Annotated in this window: 21 protein-coding genes; 8 read left to right on the top strand and 13 right to left on the bottom strand. The window is 66.3% G+C overall.

Features of this window, described 5'->3' with window-relative positions; all coding sequences use genetic code 11:
- Positions 1-8: 8 nt before the first annotated feature.
- The 4 genes from VTA80_RS16450 to VTA80_RS16435 form a co-directional block, all read right to left on the bottom strand.
- Positions 9-1,076, bottom strand: a complete 1,068-nt coding sequence (locus tag VTA80_RS16450) for an IS110 family transposase (RefSeq protein WP_407342164.1) — start codon at positions 1,074-1,076, stop codon at positions 9-11.
- Positions 1,077-1,575: 499 nt separating this feature from the next.
- On the bottom strand, positions 1,576-2,073 hold the full coding sequence (locus VTA80_RS16445; RefSeq protein WP_407342163.1) for a hypothetical protein: 498 nt from the start codon (positions 2,071-2,073) through the stop codon (positions 1,576-1,578).
- A gap of 343 nt (positions 2,074-2,416) precedes the next feature.
- Positions 2,417-3,031 carry a hypothetical protein gene (locus VTA80_RS16440; RefSeq protein ID WP_407342162.1) on the bottom strand — a complete coding sequence of 205 codons (615 nt, stop codon included), beginning with the start codon at positions 3,029-3,031 and terminating at the stop codon, positions 2,417-2,419.
- Positions 3,028-3,372: a PadR family transcriptional regulator gene (locus VTA80_RS16435; protein ID WP_407342161.1), complete on the bottom strand. Its 345-nt coding sequence runs from the start codon at positions 3,370-3,372 to the stop codon at positions 3,028-3,030. The genes VTA80_RS16440 and VTA80_RS16435 overlap by 4 nt, the downstream gene beginning before the upstream one ends.
- 364 nt (positions 3,373-3,736) lie before the next feature.
- Here VTA80_RS16435 and VTA80_RS16430 point away from each other — a divergent pair, with 364 nt between their 5' ends.
- Positions 3,737-3,976 carry a hypothetical protein gene (locus tag VTA80_RS16430; protein ID WP_407342160.1) on the top strand — a complete coding sequence of 80 codons (240 nt, stop codon included), beginning with the start codon at positions 3,737-3,739 and terminating at the stop codon, positions 3,974-3,976.
- A gap of 115 nt (positions 3,977-4,091) precedes the next feature.
- Here VTA80_RS16430 and VTA80_RS16425 read toward each other — a convergent pair whose 3' ends face one another.
- The 4 genes from VTA80_RS16425 to VTA80_RS16410 all read right to left on the bottom strand — a co-directional run bounded on the left by VTA80_RS16425 (position 4,092) and on the right by VTA80_RS16410 (position 6,304).
- A complete protein-coding gene (locus VTA80_RS16425; protein ID WP_407342159.1) occupies positions 4,092-4,838 on the bottom strand; it encodes a class I SAM-dependent methyltransferase in 747 nt (248 codons plus the stop codon).
- 121 nt (positions 4,839-4,959) lie between these two features.
- Complete coding sequence (locus VTA80_RS16420; RefSeq protein ID WP_407342158.1) at positions 4,960-5,613, bottom strand: hypothetical protein; 654 nt, start codon at positions 5,611-5,613, stop codon at positions 4,960-4,962.
- A 59-nt stretch (positions 5,614-5,672) separates the two neighbouring features.
- Positions 5,673-5,993, bottom strand: coding sequence for a PadR family transcriptional regulator (locus VTA80_RS16415; RefSeq protein ID WP_407342157.1), 321 nt, complete (start codon positions 5,991-5,993; stop codon positions 5,673-5,675).
- A 131-nt stretch (positions 5,994-6,124) separates the two neighbouring features.
- Complete coding sequence (locus tag VTA80_RS16410; RefSeq protein WP_407342156.1) at positions 6,125-6,304, bottom strand: heme biosynthesis protein HemY; 180 nt, start codon at positions 6,302-6,304, stop codon at positions 6,125-6,127.
- A gap of 438 nt (positions 6,305-6,742) precedes the next feature.
- Here VTA80_RS16410 and VTA80_RS16405 point away from each other — a divergent pair, with 438 nt between their 5' ends.
- Together VTA80_RS16405 and VTA80_RS16400 are read left to right on the top strand one after the other, a co-directional pair.
- Positions 6,743-7,153 (top strand): hypothetical protein, encoded by a 411-nt coding sequence (locus VTA80_RS16405; protein WP_407342155.1) that lies wholly within the window; start codon positions 6,743-6,745, stop codon positions 7,151-7,153.
- Positions 7,154-7,373: 220 nt separating this feature from the next.
- On the top strand, positions 7,374-7,607 hold the full coding sequence (locus VTA80_RS16400) for a hypothetical protein (protein WP_407342154.1): 234 nt from the start codon (positions 7,374-7,376) through the stop codon (positions 7,605-7,607).
- A gap of 279 nt (positions 7,608-7,886) precedes the next feature.
- Here the strand turns inward: VTA80_RS16400 and VTA80_RS16395 are convergent, their stop codons facing one another.
- Positions 7,887-8,261, bottom strand: coding sequence for a VOC family protein (locus tag VTA80_RS16395; RefSeq protein ID WP_407342153.1), 375 nt, complete (start codon positions 8,259-8,261; stop codon positions 7,887-7,889).
- Between the two features lie 120 nt (positions 8,262-8,381).
- Entirely contained in the window at positions 8,382-8,978 is a 597-nt protein-coding gene (locus VTA80_RS16390) for a TetR/AcrR family transcriptional regulator (protein ID WP_407342152.1), read from the bottom strand.
- Positions 8,979-9,043: 65 nt separating this feature from the next.
- Here VTA80_RS16390 and VTA80_RS16385 point away from each other — a divergent pair, with 65 nt between their 5' ends.
- Both VTA80_RS16385 and VTA80_RS16380 read left to right on the top strand, forming a co-directional pair.
- Positions 9,044-9,307 (top strand): hypothetical protein, encoded by a 264-nt coding sequence (locus VTA80_RS16385; protein WP_407342151.1) that lies wholly within the window; start codon positions 9,044-9,046, stop codon positions 9,305-9,307.
- An 81-nt stretch (positions 9,308-9,388) separates the two neighbouring features.
- Positions 9,389-9,619: a hypothetical protein gene (locus VTA80_RS16380; protein ID WP_407342150.1), complete on the top strand. Its 231-nt coding sequence runs from the start codon at positions 9,389-9,391 to the stop codon at positions 9,617-9,619.
- Between the two features lie 158 nt (positions 9,620-9,777).
- On the opposite strand, the gene VTA80_RS16375 is transcribed toward VTA80_RS16380, so the two are convergent.
- The gene (locus VTA80_RS16375) at positions 9,778-10,218 is read right to left on the bottom strand and encodes a VOC family protein (RefSeq protein WP_407342149.1); all 441 of its coding nucleotides are present in this window, start codon (positions 10,216-10,218) and stop codon (positions 9,778-9,780) included.
- Positions 10,219-10,531: 313 nt separating this feature from the next.
- Positions 10,532-10,894 carry a hypothetical protein gene (locus VTA80_RS16370; protein WP_407342148.1) on the bottom strand — a complete coding sequence of 121 codons (363 nt, stop codon included), beginning with the start codon at positions 10,892-10,894 and terminating at the stop codon, positions 10,532-10,534.
- 243 nt (positions 10,895-11,137) lie between these two features.
- Here VTA80_RS16370 and VTA80_RS16365 point away from each other — a divergent pair, with 243 nt between their 5' ends.
- Positions 11,138-12,196 (top strand): serine hydrolase domain-containing protein, encoded by a 1,059-nt coding sequence (locus tag VTA80_RS16365; protein WP_407342147.1) that lies wholly within the window; start codon positions 11,138-11,140, stop codon positions 12,194-12,196.
- Positions 12,197-12,451: 255 nt separating this feature from the next.
- Positions 12,452-12,829 carry a hypothetical protein gene (locus VTA80_RS16360; protein WP_407342146.1) on the top strand — a complete coding sequence of 126 codons (378 nt, stop codon included), beginning with the start codon at positions 12,452-12,454 and terminating at the stop codon, positions 12,827-12,829.
- Between the two features lie 53 nt (positions 12,830-12,882).
- On the opposite strand, the gene VTA80_RS16355 is transcribed toward VTA80_RS16360, so the two are convergent.
- Positions 12,883-13,443, bottom strand: coding sequence for a helix-turn-helix domain-containing protein (locus tag VTA80_RS16355; protein ID WP_407342145.1), 561 nt, complete (start codon positions 13,441-13,443; stop codon positions 12,883-12,885).
- Positions 13,444-13,534: 91 nt separating this feature from the next.
- Here VTA80_RS16355 and VTA80_RS16350 point away from each other — a divergent pair, with 91 nt between their 5' ends.
- Positions 13,535-14,899 (top strand): alpha/beta hydrolase family protein, encoded by a 1,365-nt coding sequence (locus tag VTA80_RS16350; RefSeq protein ID WP_407342144.1) that lies wholly within the window; start codon positions 13,535-13,537, stop codon positions 14,897-14,899.
- Positions 14,900-14,983: the final 84 nt, after the last annotated feature.

Raw genomic sequence — 14,983 nt, 5'->3', positions numbered from 1 at the left:
GAGATTCGTCAAGCGGCCGCGGACCTGGCGGGTTGTTGGAGGACGTCGCGGATCAGTGGGTAGAGCTGGCGGGCGAGGTAGCGCTTGAGGCAGCGGATGATTTCCATCTTCGTCCGGCCTTCGGCAGTGCGGCGTACGACGTAGGCGCGGGTGGTGGGGTCGTAGCGCATGCGCACGATCACGACGTGGTAGAGCGCGGAGTTGGCCTGCCGGTCGCCGGCTCGGTTGAGGCGGTGCCGGTTGGTCTTGCCCGAAGACGCGGGGATCGGACACGCACCGGCTAGTGCGGCGAAGTGAGCCTCTGAGCGCAGCCGGTCCGGGTTGTCGCCGGCAGTGATCAGCAGCTGGGCGACAGTGTCCGGGCCTGCACCGAAGACAGCCATCAACGCTGGGGCATGGTCGTCCAGGAGCCGGTGCAGGTGGCCGGTCAGATCGGCGATCTGCTCGGAGAGCAGCAGGTAACGGCGGGCTAAGACGCGCAGGGCGTAGGCGGTGGCCTCGGCGGAGGTGACCGGGGTGCAGGTGGGACGTGTCGCGGCCAGTGTCGCGGTCAGTCGGGTGGTGGACAGCCCGCGGTAGCGGGCCCGTAGAGCCTCTGGCCCGGCGATGAGCATCGCCTTGATCTGGTTGATCGTCGCGGTCCGATCCCGCAGCGCCGAGGTCCGAGTCTTGCGCAGTACACGCAGCGCCTCGACCAGCCCATCGGCGCCCTTGGGGGCTGCGTCTGCCCGTCCGGTCATCACAGCCTCGGCCGCGGAGTACGCGTCGTACACGTCGGTCTTGCCTCGAGCGCGACGATCGAACCGGTTGGGCCGGTTGACCTCGATGACCGTATGACCAGCCGCGGTCAGCTCGCGGGTCACCGCGGCCCCGTAGCTGCCGGTGCACTCGACCCCGACCTTGACCACCTGTGGCCACCGGCCGATGAACCGTGCCGCCTGGCGGTAGCCGGCCGCGGTGGCCGGAACCCGCACGTCGCCCAGCGGCCTTCCGTGGACGTCGATCACCGCGACGTGATGAGTGTCGGCGTGGGTGTCGATCCCGCCGTAGACCGGCCCGCCTTCGTGCTTCACCATGGAGATGCGCCCCTCTGTTGTGTCGGGTGCGCAGCCGGCCGGGCGTCAGTCAGTTCACTATCGGGACCCTTGTCAAACCCCTATCAGGACATGACGGCCCGGCTCGGCTGCACCGGTAGTGAGCCAGGCCGGTCGACACGTCGCGGGAAGGACAGCCGCCAACCGGGCGACGTCAGAAGAGCCGTGAGTCAGACCCGCCCCACCGAGCCATCCTGGCCCCGGCGGCACCGGACCGCCACGTCCCTCAAGGAGTCGGACCAACTGGTCCACGAATCCATAGTGAAGAGCCGCTTTGCGTGCGGCACTGACGGCGAACCCGTCTGGCACGACAACTACCTCTACGCGGTGCTCGACACGGAGTGGGAATCTCGCGCCGAGAGCGACCCAATCGGGTAGGTCGTCCAAGTTCACCTACCCAGGACTTGGCTGTCGTGAAGCGGCGGTCTCGTCGGCGTCTTCGCGGCAGCATGTGATGTTCGATTGCCGGGTAGGGGTCCGCTCACCGCTCGGGGAAGCTCGCGATGTCGGCTTGCCATTCCTCCGCAGCGTGGAGGAGGTCCGTTCGGCTCATCGAGAGGGAAACGCTGTACGCATATATGTCCCTGTCTGCGTCGGACTCTGTTTCTGGCCAGCTCGGCGCAGACTCCAGGGAAAGGTGCACGCGGAGCACGAGGTTGTGGTTCTCGATAGTCGCGAGGCTAAAACCGAGGTTGGGCTCAGTAAAGGCGAGGAGACCTTCGGAGTCCTCAATCGGAGCGTCTGTGGGTGGGACCTTCCCCTGGCCTGCAGCCCGAAGCCAAGCCAGGAGTTCGACGGCGTCCCAGGTCGTGAGGCACGGGTCGTCGAATGACCAACTTGCGCCCGTCGAGGTGCGGACTTCACCGTGCACCCATAGCCAGTTCGCGTCCCAGTCGCCGCGGGGAAGCGAACCGCGCCCGAACTGATATCCGGTGGGCCGCAGCGCCACGCAAGCCCCATCACTCGAGGAGAGCCTCATGCGCGAAGTGTGCCAGGCACCGGTAGCCCGAACTCCGCAATCGACGCGACGCCGCCGCCTAGCTGTCGCTACGTGCTGAGTCGGCGGCGACCTGAATGGCAGAAAGGAAGTCCGTGCCGCTGGCGCCTCTGTGGCCGCCGGAGCCCACGCACCTCGCGAATGCAGCCGGTGGGGCCTGCGCGCGAACCGGGTGTCGTGGTCGATCCGCCTGCGGAGCGAGCAACCACTTCCCCTGGTTCGCCGCCGAGCTGCACGATGCCAGCAGCCGCGGTCGGTCCTGCAACAGCTGGGGCGTCCGATTGCGGACCGTGCTGCACGGCCTCAGCCACACACTTGCGTCGAGTCAGCTGTGCGTCGGACGGCGGTCGGCGGCGACGATCACTGCTCTGATGGCGGCGAGGAACAGTGCGAAGGCCAGCGAAACCCACAACGACCGTGCGGGCGCTCCACCGGGACCCTGGAGGGCGAATGCCATGAGTTCGCTCAGCCACAAGGTGACCGGCGACGTCACCAGGACGAGGACGACGGTGCGGGTCACGAGGGTGTCGTGGGAGAACCGCAGGTAGAGACCGACTGCCACGAGGACGGGGAGCAGGAGCCACGTGGCGTCGTCAGCCAGCAGTGGCAGCCAGAGTGCTGGCGAGTCCGGCGGGGATGCCACCGAGTACCCGCGCCCGATGAACATCAGCACGAAGAACGTGAGCGAGGCGTAGCCCACGACGAGGGCCGTGATGAGGGAGCCGGCGACCAGCCACCGTGACCGGACCAAGCCCCGTGCCACGGCCCACTCCCGGGCGAGGCCGTCCGGGTCGCCGCCGACGAACGTCGTTGCGTCCAGCCCGTCGAAGGCTGCCGCGTCCAGGTTGGTGCGCAGCTCGAACTCGAGGTCGGCCCGTGCGTGTGCAGGCACGCCCAGCCGCTTCCACGTGGATCGGCAGGTCGATACGACGTCCGTCATTTCGTCTCCTCTTGCCCAAGGACCACTGTCACGGCCCGGCTGAAGTCCTTCCACTGGTGGCGTCGGTGCCCCAGCAGTTCGGTCCCTGCCTCGCTCAGTCGGTAGTACTTGCGCGGCGGACCCTCCGTGCTCGGCTCACGGAAGGACGTCACGAGCGCGGCCTTCTCCATCCGAGCCAGGGCCGGGTAGATCGATCCCTCAGCGACCACATCCAGGCCACTTTCGGCGAGGTACCGCGTCATCTGGTACCCGTACAGCGGGCCGTGTTCCAGCGCGGCCAGCAGGCACACATCCAGCAGTCCGCGCAGCCACAATGCGGTTGGACTCTCGGGCGCTGCCATGCAATGCATGATAGTCCCGCGAGGCCGGTACCTGTCAATGCAAGGTTGTAGACCCGCAGGCGAGCACGCCTTGAGAGCAGGTGTCGACCAAGGACACCTCGCAGCGCCAGAGATTGGAGGTCACGGCCGGCGAACACATGGCTGTCGTTCAGCATCGATCGCGAGGTCTACGCGGCGCTGATGTCCGACGACCAGCACGTCTGGTTGTCGCCCATGACGTCTCCTGCGACGTGCTGGCTGAACTTCGCTCAGGCCGCATGTGTCATGCCGTAGTTACGCCGCCCGGCCGGTCAGCACAAAAGGCTCGATCCGCCGATGAACGGACGCTTGGACTTGATCCGACCACGCCAACTACAGTGCAGAGATGTTCAACGAAGGGGCATTGCCTAGCACGACTCCGCGGCGCATTTCCAGCTCGGCGGTGATCGGCTTTGTCTTCGCACTCCTCGGCGTCTTCCCGCTTGGCATCGCCTTCTCGATCGGCGGCCTGCTGCAGACGCAGGATGGCGAGAAGAGCGGCCGTGGGCTCGCCATTGCGGGCGTAGTGATCAGCGTTCTGACGGTCATCCCCCTGCTCTGGTGGTACTACTTCGCCCGGGGGTGACTGCGACCCTCCAAGTTCACCGCAAGCCCCTCAACCCGGCCCGCGCGAAACCACCACATGACTGTCGCCAAGGTGCATTCGGTGCCGACCTGCGTTGCGGTCTTGGCTGCTCGGCTCAGAGCAGGTTCGCCCGGGAGCATCGTGCGATGTAGGGCAGGTGGATGTTCTGCGCGCCGGCGAGCGAGGGGTGCGTGTCGATGAGATGCCTGACTCGGGTGAGTAGGTCGTGGCGTTCGTCCGCGGGGAGGGTGATGACGTAGCTCCGGGATGCGACCAGGTCGAGCAGGTCGTGGGGGGTGAGGTGGTGCGTCCATTCGACGTCGAACCGCTCGACGGGCCCGAACGGGGCCCCGATGCGCGGGTTCATGGCGCCCATGTCTTGTTCAATGCCTTGGTGCATGAGGCGTCCGAGCTCGGCGACCCAGTCCTCGCGTTCGTCGCGGATATTCCAGACCAGGCCGAGCCGGCCGCCGGGCGTGAGCACGCGGGCAACCTCGGGGACCGCCATCTCGACGTCGACCCAGTGCCACGCCTGGGCAACCAGCACGACGTCGACCGAGTGGTCGGGCAGGGGGATCTGCTCGGCGCTTCCTGCCAGTGCCCGCACGGCGGGAAGTGCGCGAGTCAGCTCGTCTCGCATCCCGTCGGAGGGCTCCACGGCCACCACGTCCAGGTGCCGCGTCAGGAGTGGTCGGGTGAGTTGGCCGGTGCCGGCCCCGAGGTCGAGGACCGTGCGCGCACCGTCCGGGAGCAGCCAATCGATCGCGACCTCGGGATAGCTCGGTCGGCCGGTGTCGTACTGGCGCGCCGCCGCGCCGAAGGAACGGGCCTGGACCGCGCGCTCGGAATCGCTGATCGGCATGGTCACAGTCCCGCGCCGGACGGCCGACCGCCGGTCACCCCTGTGGCGACGCATGCGGGCGCCGCATCGGAGCGGCTGAAGAGATTGGCTTGTGCTCGCGCGGGTGATCGTTGCGGTCGGGTCATGACTCACGCAAAGAGAGAGCGGCTCGTCGGCGATTCCGTCGGCGCAGCCAGGCAACGGCAGCAACCCCGCCGAGCAGCGTCATCGCGGGCATCGCGACCGCCATCGTCGGAAGCTGCCAGAACACGGGAATGACCAACTGGTCGGACGTTGGCGAGAGATCGACGACGTACTCATCGGCGCTGACCTGCACCGCTGAGCCGTAAACCGCGTAGAACGGTCCCTGCCACGCCCACAGCGACCAGAAGGCCGCCACCAAGACCACGGGCACCAGCCGCGCGCCTCTCGCCAGCCGTGCGGCGATCGCGCCACCCACCGCGCCGGCCAGCAGCAGGGCCGCTCCGCGCAGGATCGTCCCCGCCAGCACGTCCCGGGGTTCTGGGGAGATCCGGCTGTCGTAAAACCCGCCCATCCCGCCGCCCAATGAGACAACGGCCGTGACCGTGCACGCACTCAGCACACCGAGCATCACGAACCCAAAGTGGGTCGCCAGTCCGTGCCAGATCAAGGACGGCAGCGCGCGCAGAACCTGACTCAGGTACCAGCGCCGGGCAGAGCGTTCACCGTGCACTGCGGCCCACCTCGCGCGGCCCTCGGCGAGGTCGCCGAGCAGTTCGTCCTCGTCCGCGCGCGGGACGAGGCCTGCCAGCACGAGCTCGGTCAGACCGTCGCGTTCGCGTGCGTCGTCGTGCCGCGCGCTTGGGTGAGGGTTCATGCATGGGCCCACCCCGGCTCGCCGGTCCACCGTTGCAGCGTGCGGGCGCGCTCGACGGCCAGGACGGTTCGCGCGGCCGCGGTAAGCCGGTACTGACGCCGCGATCGTCCACCACGCATCGCCAGGGGCTCCGTGGTCCGTGAGGACAGCAGCCCTTTGGCCTCGAGCCGCGACAGGGTCGTATAGATCGCGCCGACGGAGTACTGCCGGCCCCGCGCCTCACTCACCTCGTCAAGAACGAGCAGGCCATACGCCTCGTCGTCGTGCCGCCCGACGGCGAGCAGCACGTCAACCTCCAGTGCCCCTGGTGCTTTCATACTTCTACTCTGTCAAACAAATCGCTGACCTGCAAGAAGGCATGGTGCCTTGACGAGTCGGACGTGCGCCGCCATCACACCCGCACCGCACTCCTGGACACGTCGGTGCCCACGGTGACGATCCGTGCTGGCTAGCCCGCGGTTCGGAGCAGCCACGCGAGGTCGGCGTCGCGACCCATCGTCGGGTCCGGTGGTGGGTCGGTGTCTTGTGTAGCGATGGTGTCTTCAAGCTTCACGTGCTCCGGCAGGACTCGAAAGCGCTCCGAGTCCTCGTCTTTCGAGCCGAGGGGCGGTATTGCGGTCGTCGCCATATTGCCGCTCCTTCGCGAGAATCTCTCGGCTGAAAATCCAGAGTAGCGACATTCAGCAGCTCAAGACCCTGACCCGCACTGTGCACCCGTCCGATGGACTCGGAGTGATTGGCAACTCCTGGGCGAAGTCGGCACAGATCCTGATTTGCCCACCAGCGCTTGGCTGTCGCTTGGTGCCGTTACATGTCTGTCCAGCCGCCTCGCGCTCCCCTTGTCGTTCTTACGGTTCTACGAGAATGCCCAGGAGGTCTTTCTCAATGCGGCGGGACTTCGGCAGCAAGGCGTGACGTATGTGACTGTCCGTGGTGATCTTCCGCACTCGAGCAGGTCCCTCGACAGGAGTTGGGTGCGAAGCGGCGACTGCCGGGTGCCGGGTGCGGCACGATGAGCGACACGTCTCGATCTGGTATCCGACCCGCACGAACCCGAAGGATCCTTATGCCCAAGCGCCCCAAGCACATCCTGGCCGGAGTGTTGCTCTCCCTCGCGGCGGTTTCCCTCATCGTGTCGTTCCTGTTTGTCCAGCCTCGAATGGTGGAAGCGTCGTTCAGTGCGAGGGAGGTCGGGACGGCGTCTGAGAGCCAGCGGCGGGTCTTGGCAGACGGCATAGTCACCCTTGCCGAGATGAACGCTGCGTGGGAGAGCGTGCGGGGCTGCCTGCAGGACGCGAGCTACTCGCCGGGGCCAATCGGCGCCGAAGGACCGGGCACCGGCTTCACCATCGAAGTGGACTACACCGACGAGGCGGACCCAGAGGCCGCGGACCGAGCGTTCCTGCGAACCCATGCGGAATGCGAAGACGAGTACGTGACTCTGGTCGGGCGGGCCTACAACGACCCGGAACGCTGACCACCGCGGCGGGTGTCCGGGCGCTCTGCTCGCAGATGCAAAGGTCGTTGGGCACGAGCTTGAGGTGCCCGAGTGCCGCGGTGTACAACCAACGTCAGGCGTTGCCATACGGTGAGATTAGGAATCAGATCACGCCCGCGACAGCCATTCGCAAAATGCCCGCCATACGCGAGATGCTTGATCTGAGGCGGGACTCTTTGACTACCGGGGGAACGAAACGATGAATCAACCGCTCGTCCCGAACGGGTACGACGTCGTGTGGGCGATCGTGGCGCTCATCTCGGTCGTCGTGCTCATACTCGCCCTCACGGCCTGGAGCCGCGCACGGCGCGGAGGCGGCGGTTCCGTCGTTGAGGTTCTGATGATTGTCCTGATCCCGATAATCGGTCCGGCGGCGTACCTGATTGGCCACTCAAAGCTTGGCCGTCGCGCCAGCGGAACTCCGCAAACCTGAGCGGTCCCACCTCCACCCAGGTACCGCGACAGCCGCCGTTGCCTCCCTTTGGCGACGGCGGTCACTGGCAGTCCGAGCGAGCAGCGCACCTCGGTTCACCGGTCCGCGCCTTACCTGTCGCTACGCGCTGGCCGGCCGGGCCCTCTCGTGGCGGCGGACGGACGTTCCCGCGGGAACGTCCTGCTCGCGCGGACGCCGGGTAGCGGTCGCCAAGGGCCGATCCGGCTGCCGACTTGCGTGACAACAAGTGACTTTCAGCGGGACCCTGCGGCCGTGCGGTCAGGCCCAGTCGGCGGGTAAGCACGCACAGAAGGGGTGCCCGGCCGGGTCGAAAAACACGCGGTACTGGTCGGGATGCGGCTGGTCATTGGCGAGCCGCGCCCCGGCCGCGAGGCACTCAACCTCCGCCTCATCCAGGGATAGAGACGTCACTCGCAGGTCCAGGTGGACCTGCTTGGGCACAGTGTTCTGGGGCCAGGTCGGTGGTAGGTAGCCGGCAACCCGGCTGGAAGTCACCGAGATGCCAGCCAGTCGCAGCACCACGAAGTCCGCGCTCACCACCGACACCTCGCCACCGAGCACCCGCTGATAGAAGCGGATCAACGCCTCAGGGTCGGAGGAGTCGAGGCTGACTTCAGCAAGTATCGCGATCACGCCGCGACGCTACGCCACCCGGACGACATCCCGCGCTGGTCACACGGCGCTAGCAACCCAACTTCGTCCGCCGACCATCTCTTAACTGGCTCGTTCAGAGACGTTTGCGACGGGGGTGAGCTATTGCTGGGTGCCCAGGCTGGTGAGGTGAGCGCCGATGACGCCACGCATGACATCGGGAGTTACTCGCTCGGGCATGGTCAACGCATGCAGGGCGATGCCGTCAAGGACGGCATGGAGCCGTTCTGCCTCGAGTTCGAGATCGAGGCCGGGGTCGACATCTCCCGAGGTGATCAGCTCAGCGAGTAGCCGGTGGCAGACCCCCAGCATGAGCTGGGCGCTCTCCGCGCGCAGTGTCCGCAGCGTGGGGTCGATGAGGCCTTGTCCGGTGAACGCGAGCCAGATCTCCATCTCAGACAACCTCTCGGCGTCGAGCGGGAGCAGTTCCGCCAGCACGGCTTCGACGTAGGCGCGGACGTCGGACGAGGGTGCGATCGCCTGGATTCGGGTGCGGACGCGATCCGTGACGAGCTGCATGGTGAACGCGAGCAGCTCGTTCTGGGTGGCGAAGTAGTGGCGCAACGATCCCGACGACAGACCCGCCTCGCGGGCGACCGCACGGACCGATGCGCCGTCGACCCCGTCGCGATGGATCACACGCCAGACCGCTTCGGCTATGTCCTTGCGGCGGGCGACCGGGTCGACGTAACGTGGCATCCACCCGTTCTAGCACACTCGTGCCAGTAAGACGAGGCCGCACGTTGAACCCGAAGGAGCTGGCCGTGCTCGTTGCCGTGATCGCTGCCTGTGAGGTGGGGTTCTGGGTTCTGCTCGGCGCCGGGTTGGTGGCGCGCTACGCCCTGCGTCGACCGCGGTTGGGTGCAGCGCTGCTCGTTGGCGTGCCTCTGGTCGACCTGGTGCTGTTGGCCGCAACCGTCCTTGATCTGAGAGCCGGCAGCACCGCGACGTTCGTCCACGGTCTGGCAGCGGCCTACATCGGGTTCTCGGTCGCCTTCGGGCACAGCACGATCCGCTGGGCCGATTAGCGGGTCGCGCATCGATTCGCCGGTGGGCCGAAGCCGGTCAAGCCCCCGCGTTACGGCGCGGCTCGAACCAGGTACGAATGGATGGAATGGAGAAAGGCCTTCCTCGGCTGGCTGATCGCGTGCAGCCTGCTTGCAGTAGCGATCGCGCTGATCGGCGACCCCGACCGCACCATGGAACTGCAGGGATGGATTGCGCGCCTGACGATCCCCCTCGTCATCTGGCTGGTCGGCTGGCCCATCTACTACACGCTCCGGCCGAAGCGTGCACCGCAGGCTGTTCGCGGTGGCTCACACGGCGCTGACGACACGTAGCGGTCGCCAAGTGCCGGTGGTCGCTTGTTCAGCCCAACCCCATGAGATCTAACTGCCGTCTCTCAGCCTCGCGAGCGAGTCAGGGCCGAGGGCGTCTGGAAGGGTCGCCAGGCCGGCTTGTAGGGGGCTGGTCAGCCTTGGTCTCCCCTGACGCGAGTTCAATTCTCTTGTAGGTAGTCGCCAGTAATTTCAACCGTGTTTCCATCCGGGTCTTCAACCAAAAAGAGGTAATAGGGCGAAGATATGTTCAAGTACATGATCTCGGTCGTCTTGCCGATTCGCCGATCTCTGATTCGCAAATACTCAGCATTGAGGTCATCTGTATTGAGATTGAGAACGATATTGTTTCCATACTTGATCTGCCTTTCATCAAGGTATGCCAGATAGCCACTGCTGTAGTGCGCTCCAAGATCGCTCCCCTGCGCGATCTGTCGTCGGTCATAATCTGGATTCAATAGCGCAATTGTCTTCCCAAAGTCAAACTGAGCCCATCTATCATAGCGGCGCACTGAGACCTTCATCTCTAGCAACTCCTCGTAGAAGGCGATGGATTTATCCATATCCTTCACGATGAGGTACGTGCAACCCAAGTTGAGCATCGATCAACCCTTCACTAATCGGAATCTGATCCTCTGCGAGAACCGCGATCGCACGCCGACGCTACTCCCGCAATCTTGTCGATCCGCGCAGTGCCGGGCACACCGATCATGGACGACTGGACCCACAACACGTTGGCGGGCGTTAGTTGGCGCCAAGTGCTGGGTCCGCCCGACCCGGGCGTTAACTGTCAGTTCAGTACCGGTCGCGCCAGTGAATACGTGGCGATCGTGCTCGGCGTCCAGTTTGACGGGTTGCGCGGTAGCCGCGTTGAGAGCGACACGGCCGTGCCCGCGCATGACGTGGAAGCCCGCATCAGTACGAGACGACGAAACCAGTCGAGCCCTGCACGGCGCCGAAGCTGACCACAGCGATGACCACGAGCGTCGTCATCGCCGCGTGCGTCGCCCACTGTCGGCGGCGCCCAACGGTCAGGGCAACGGCGACGGTCAACACGTAGCCCACCGCCACGACGATCGTCCACGTCACCCCCGCAGACTGCCGGTCCGCGGCGGTGCACCCGCCAGGAGCCGGATAGACCGTAGGGCAGACAGCCTCCATCGGAACAGCTAGCCACCAGATGGCCGCGCAGGTCGCAAGCGACACAATCGTCGCAAGAATCACCGCACGCCACGCCCGACTGGTAGCCGTCAGTGCCGACTTGCCGTCAACGGTCATGCCGCGAAGGCTACTCAGCGGTCTCAATGACAGGTAGCAGAATTGCTGCTCATCAGTCGCTCATCATCGGGTCGCGCCTGCGTCCGCCTAGCACGACGAAGTTGCCCGATGACGCGAAGCTCCTCGCCCGGGCGAATCACACGAGTTGTAGGTTTGGCCCCGGGTTCAGGACGCCTGGCCCAAGCCACGTCATTTTGTCTCCGCGACTGGCTTATGGCGTCACCCGCTTTCTGAGGAAACGTGATGTCTCTCGTTGACGAGTTCCACGCCTACTTCACCGACCTCGACATCGGTGACGGCTTTCCTGGTGTCGTTCTGGTCACCGAGGGCGCCAGGACCCTCTACGAGGGGGCGTTCGGCCTGGCAAGCCGCGCATGGGGTGTGCCCAACGGGATCGACACCCGGTTCGACACGGCCTCGATCACCAAGCTGTTCACCGCTGCCGCTGTCCTGCAGATGATCGACGCGCGCCTGCTGGAGTTCGACACCCCGGTCGTGGCGTACCTCGGCCTGACCGAGACCACGATCTCTTCTCGCGTCACGGTCCGCCACCTGCTCACCCACACCTCCGGCATCGGCGACGACGCCGACGAGGAGGCAGGCGAGCAGTACGAGGACCTGTGGCGGGACAAGCCGAACTACTCCGTGATCGACACCGCCGACTTCCTCCCACAGTTCGCCACCAAGCCCGCGAACTTTGCCCCCGGGGCCGGCTGCCGGTACAACAACGTCGGCTACGTGCTGCTCGGGCTGTGCGTCGAACGCGCCAGCGGCTCGAGCTACCGCGACTACGTGCGCTCCCGCGTCTTCGCGCCCGCAGGGATGGACCGGTCCGACTTCTTCCGGATGGATGACGTCGCGCCCGAGGTGGCCGAGGGAGCCGACCCCGTCCGGGACCCGGACGGGAACATCACCGCCTGGCGCCGGAACATCTACTCCTACCCACCCATCGGCTCGCCCGACGGCGGCGCGCACGTCACCGCCCACGACCTCGACAAGTTCCTGCGCGCCGCCCGAACCGGCCGCCTGTTCTCGCCAGCCCTGACCCAGCAGTTCCTCAAACCCCACGTCCTGCACTCGACCACTGAGGACGCCATCCGCAGGATCGGGCTCGGGCTGGAGTTCGTCTCCGACTCGAACGACGACCTCATGTACATCCAGAAGGAGGGAATGAACCCCGGCACCAGCGCACTCCTGCGGTACTACCCGGGCGCGAACCTGACCATCGTGCTGTTGTCGAACACGTCCGACGGCGTCTGGGCGCTGGGTCGCGCGATGCACGCGATGATTCGCGCGAATTGACCAACCGACCGGCCGTGCCTTGTCAACCAGGCGCTGGCGGTTCGGCTCAAGAAATCACGCCCGGCTGGTCCCCAATGGCGCCAGCCAGAGGCCGCATGACTGTTGATCGGCGCCGATTCCGCTATCGGCTACGAGGCACTGCGGCGCCGAACCGGGACTAACGGGGTGTGTATGCCGCCCACGGAGAAAATCCCGCAATCGACGCGAAACTACGTCGGCCACCAAACACAGGACCCGAGGAGGGAGACTTCTCTCATGCGTCCAATCACCAGTCGGGTTCTCGCGACGACGAACCAGGTTGTGATCGCTGCGTTGAAGAGCAAGGCAGGTCCGCGCCTGGGGCGCCGGCTTGCCGTCATTGAGTATCGAGGGCACCGCACCGGGCGACGGCGATGCCTGGTTGCGCAGTACATCAACGACGGAAAGTCGGTACGGATCAGGGCGGGAATGGCCGATCGCAAGACCTGGTGGCGAAACTTTGAGGAGCCCCACCCGATAGGCCTTCTGCTGGCAGGCGTCGACTACGAATTGATGGCCTGCGTAGCGCGAGACGGTGACGGTGCGGTGACAGTCGTTGCCGAACTCGGTCCGCTCGCCGACGTGCGCGCGAGCGGCGAAGAATTGCCGAGCTAGGAGCTCGGCGTGGCTGTGGCGTGCCCCACCTGCCGCGGTCCGGGGCCGCGTCCTTACTGATGCGGCCCGTCGCCTGGGAGCAGAACAGTGGTGAGCAGTCGCAGCGTGCGTCCCGCACCGGGGGTGTCGACGTACGGCATGAGGACCCCGCGGATCTGCAGGGCGATGGTGGCGACCTCGTGGTCGGTGGCGTAGAAGGGGACCTGCCGGTAGCCGACGCCGTCGCGACCCAGGTCCGGGTCGTCCCGCTCGAGGTACTCGTCGAAGGTTCGGACCACCGATCCGACGAACGCAAGGAATCCGGCTCGGTGTTCACTTGCCGTCATGCCCGCGGCGTCCTGGGCGGTGAGGTGCGCGCGTTCGACGGCGAGCCGGTACGTGCGCTCGACCGCCCCGCGGACCTGCTGCACGCCGACCACGACCAGGATGCCGGCGTCGGCCAGCACGCCCATCTGCCGGTACACGGTGGCCGTCGAGACCTCTCCGACCCCTGCCGCCACCTCGGCCGTGGTCAGCTCCCGGCCGCCCAGGAACTGCTGGATGATCCGCAGCCGCACCGGGTGCAGCACCAGGTCCGCACCGCTGGGTGCCTTCGGAGTTGCTCGCGCATCCATGTCTGTCCTGTTCGTTGATGTCGACTCGCATCATTCTCACACATGCTATCGTTCTCACAACTGCAAACGATCATTGACCCAGGAGCTCGTCATGGCAAGTTTCGCGATCGACCCGGAGACCGTCACCATCCACCTGACCACGGCCGAGAAGATCTCCGGCATCCTGACAGACCAGACCTTCCCCCGGACGTCGATCTCGAGCGTCGAGGTCGTCGCGGACGGTCTCGCCGCGACGCACGGTCTGCGCTGCCCCGGGCTGAACTATCCCCGGCACACCAAAATCGGGACCTGGCTCCGACTGGGTCGTGGCCGCAGCCAGCTGCTCGTGGTCCGCCGCGGCATCCCCGCCGTGCGGCTCACGCTCACGGGTCAGAGGTTCGGCGAGGTCCTGATCAGCACCCCCGACGCCGCCCAGATCGTCACTGCCCTTACCGTGCCGCCGGCAGCTGCCGCATCGTCCCTGCCACGCACGGTCGTCACATCGTTCACCTCCGACGGGCTGACCCTGGTCGGCGACCTCGTCCTGGTCGGCGATCGGCGCGTGCCGGGGCCGGCAGTGCTGCTGCTCGCGGGTAGCGGGCCGATCGACCGCAACGGGAACCACAAGCACCTGCGCCTGGACATCCAGCGCCAGCTCGCCGGGGCCTTGACCGACGCCGGGATCCACACCCTGCGCTACGACAAGCGCGGCATGGGCGCCAGCGCAGGTGACTACTGGGCGACCGGGATGGTGGACAACATCCACGATGCAGCCGCCGCACTAGAGCACCTGCGCTCGCTCCCCGAGGTCGACCCCGCACGCATCATCGTGGTCGGTCACTCCGAAGGCGCCCTGCTGGCAACGGCGATCCTCACGACATCCAAGTCCGGTTCCACCGGCACACCGCCACGAGCCGCAGGCGCCGTGCTGCTCGCCGGCACCGCCACGAACGGCGAGGAGCTGCTCGTGTGGCAGGCCAAGGGCCTGGCCGCAGACCTGCCCCGGTCGACTCGGGCGATCTTGAAGGTGCTCCGCAAAGACCTCGTCAGCGATGTGCGGCGCAACCACGCCAAGGTCAAGGCCACCACCACTGCCACCGCGCGCCTGGGCGGCGCCCGGGTCAACGCCCTGTGGCTGCGGGAGTTCATGGCGTACGACCCGACCCCCGACCTCGCCGGGCTCACCGTGCCCGTGCTCGCCTTGACCGGGACCAAGGACTGCCAGGTGCCGGTCACCGACCTCGACATCATCGCCGCCACGGTCCCCGCCCCAGTGACCACCCTCGCGGTGGCCGACATCAGTCACATTCTGCGCACCCAGACCGGCCCCGCCACAACGCGCACCTATCGCACGGACGTCCGTCGAACCGTGTCGTCCACCGTCATCGAGCCTGTCGTCGCTTGGGTCTCCGCCCAGCTCAACTCCGGCGCCACAGCGAGCAGCGACGTGAACGAGCTGACCTCCAGACCCCGCTAGCACCACGACCGGATCGTCAAGCCAAACCACCTCCGCGGCCGTCGACCTCGTCGTCGCCCCCTCCAGTGCCGTTAGCTGAACCCC

The organism is Pengzhenrongella phosphoraccumulans, from assembly GCF_045689905.1.
Lineage (GTDB): Bacteria > Actinomycetota > Actinomycetes > Actinomycetales > Cellulomonadaceae > Pengzhenrongella > Pengzhenrongella phosphoraccumulans.
This window is presented reverse-complemented; position numbering and strand designations above follow the sequence as displayed.

What these genes read in the sequence shown, in the direction of transcription:
- VTA80_RS16415 (WP_407342157.1), bottom strand. Translation starts at nt 5,993, where the DNA reads ATGAAAGCACCAGGGGCACTGGAGGTTGACGTGCTGCTCGCCGTCGGG.
- VTA80_RS16390 (WP_407342152.1), bottom strand. Translation starts at nt 8,978, where the DNA reads ATGCCACGTTACGTCGACCCGGTCGCCCGCCGCAAGGACATAGCCGAA.
- VTA80_RS16445 (WP_407342163.1), bottom strand. Translation starts at nt 2,073, where the DNA reads ATGAGGCTCTCCTCGAGTGATGGGGCTTGCGTGGCGCTGCGGCCCACC.
- VTA80_RS16410 (WP_407342156.1), bottom strand. Translation starts at nt 6,304, where the DNA reads ATGGCGACGACCGCAATACCGCCCCTCGGCTCGAAAGACGAGGACTCG.
- VTA80_RS16375 (WP_407342149.1), bottom strand. Translation starts at nt 10,218, where the DNA reads ATGCTCAACTTGGGTTGCACGTACCTCATCGTGAAGGATATGGATAAA.
- VTA80_RS16355 (WP_407342145.1), bottom strand. Translation starts at nt 13,443, where the DNA reads ATGGATGCGCGAGCAACTCCGAAGGCACCCAGCGGTGCGGACCTGGTG.
- VTA80_RS16350 (WP_407342144.1), top strand. Translation starts at nt 13,535, where the DNA reads ATGGCAAGTTTCGCGATCGACCCGGAGACCGTCACCATCCACCTGACC.
- VTA80_RS16400 (WP_407342154.1), top strand. Translation starts at nt 7,374, where the DNA reads ATGAATCAACCGCTCGTCCCGAACGGGTACGACGTCGTGTGGGCGATC.
- VTA80_RS16405 (WP_407342155.1), top strand. Translation starts at nt 6,743, where the DNA reads ATGCCCAAGCGCCCCAAGCACATCCTGGCCGGAGTGTTGCTCTCCCTC.
- VTA80_RS16360 (WP_407342146.1), top strand. Translation starts at nt 12,452, where the DNA reads ATGCGTCCAATCACCAGTCGGGTTCTCGCGACGACGAACCAGGTTGTG.
- VTA80_RS16370 (WP_407342148.1), bottom strand. Translation starts at nt 10,894, where the DNA reads ATGACCGTTGACGGCAAGTCGGCACTGACGGCTACCAGTCGGGCGTGG.
- VTA80_RS16435 (WP_407342161.1), bottom strand. Translation starts at nt 3,372, where the DNA reads ATGGCAGCGCCCGAGAGTCCAACCGCATTGTGGCTGCGCGGACTGCTG.
- VTA80_RS16440 (WP_407342162.1), bottom strand. Translation starts at nt 3,031, where the DNA reads ATGACGGACGTCGTATCGACCTGCCGATCCACGTGGAAGCGGCTGGGC.
- VTA80_RS16380 (WP_407342150.1), top strand. Translation starts at nt 9,389, where the DNA reads ATGGAATGGAGAAAGGCCTTCCTCGGCTGGCTGATCGCGTGCAGCCTG.
- VTA80_RS16365 (WP_407342147.1), top strand. Translation starts at nt 11,138, where the DNA reads ATGTCTCTCGTTGACGAGTTCCACGCCTACTTCACCGACCTCGACATC.
- VTA80_RS16450 (WP_407342164.1), bottom strand. Translation starts at nt 1,076, where the DNA reads ATGGTGAAGCACGAAGGCGGGCCGGTCTACGGCGGGATCGACACCCAC.
- VTA80_RS16425 (WP_407342159.1), bottom strand. Translation starts at nt 4,838, where the DNA reads ATGCCGATCAGCGATTCCGAGCGCGCGGTCCAGGCCCGTTCCTTCGGC.
- VTA80_RS16430 (WP_407342160.1), top strand. Translation starts at nt 3,737, where the DNA reads ATGTTCAACGAAGGGGCATTGCCTAGCACGACTCCGCGGCGCATTTCC.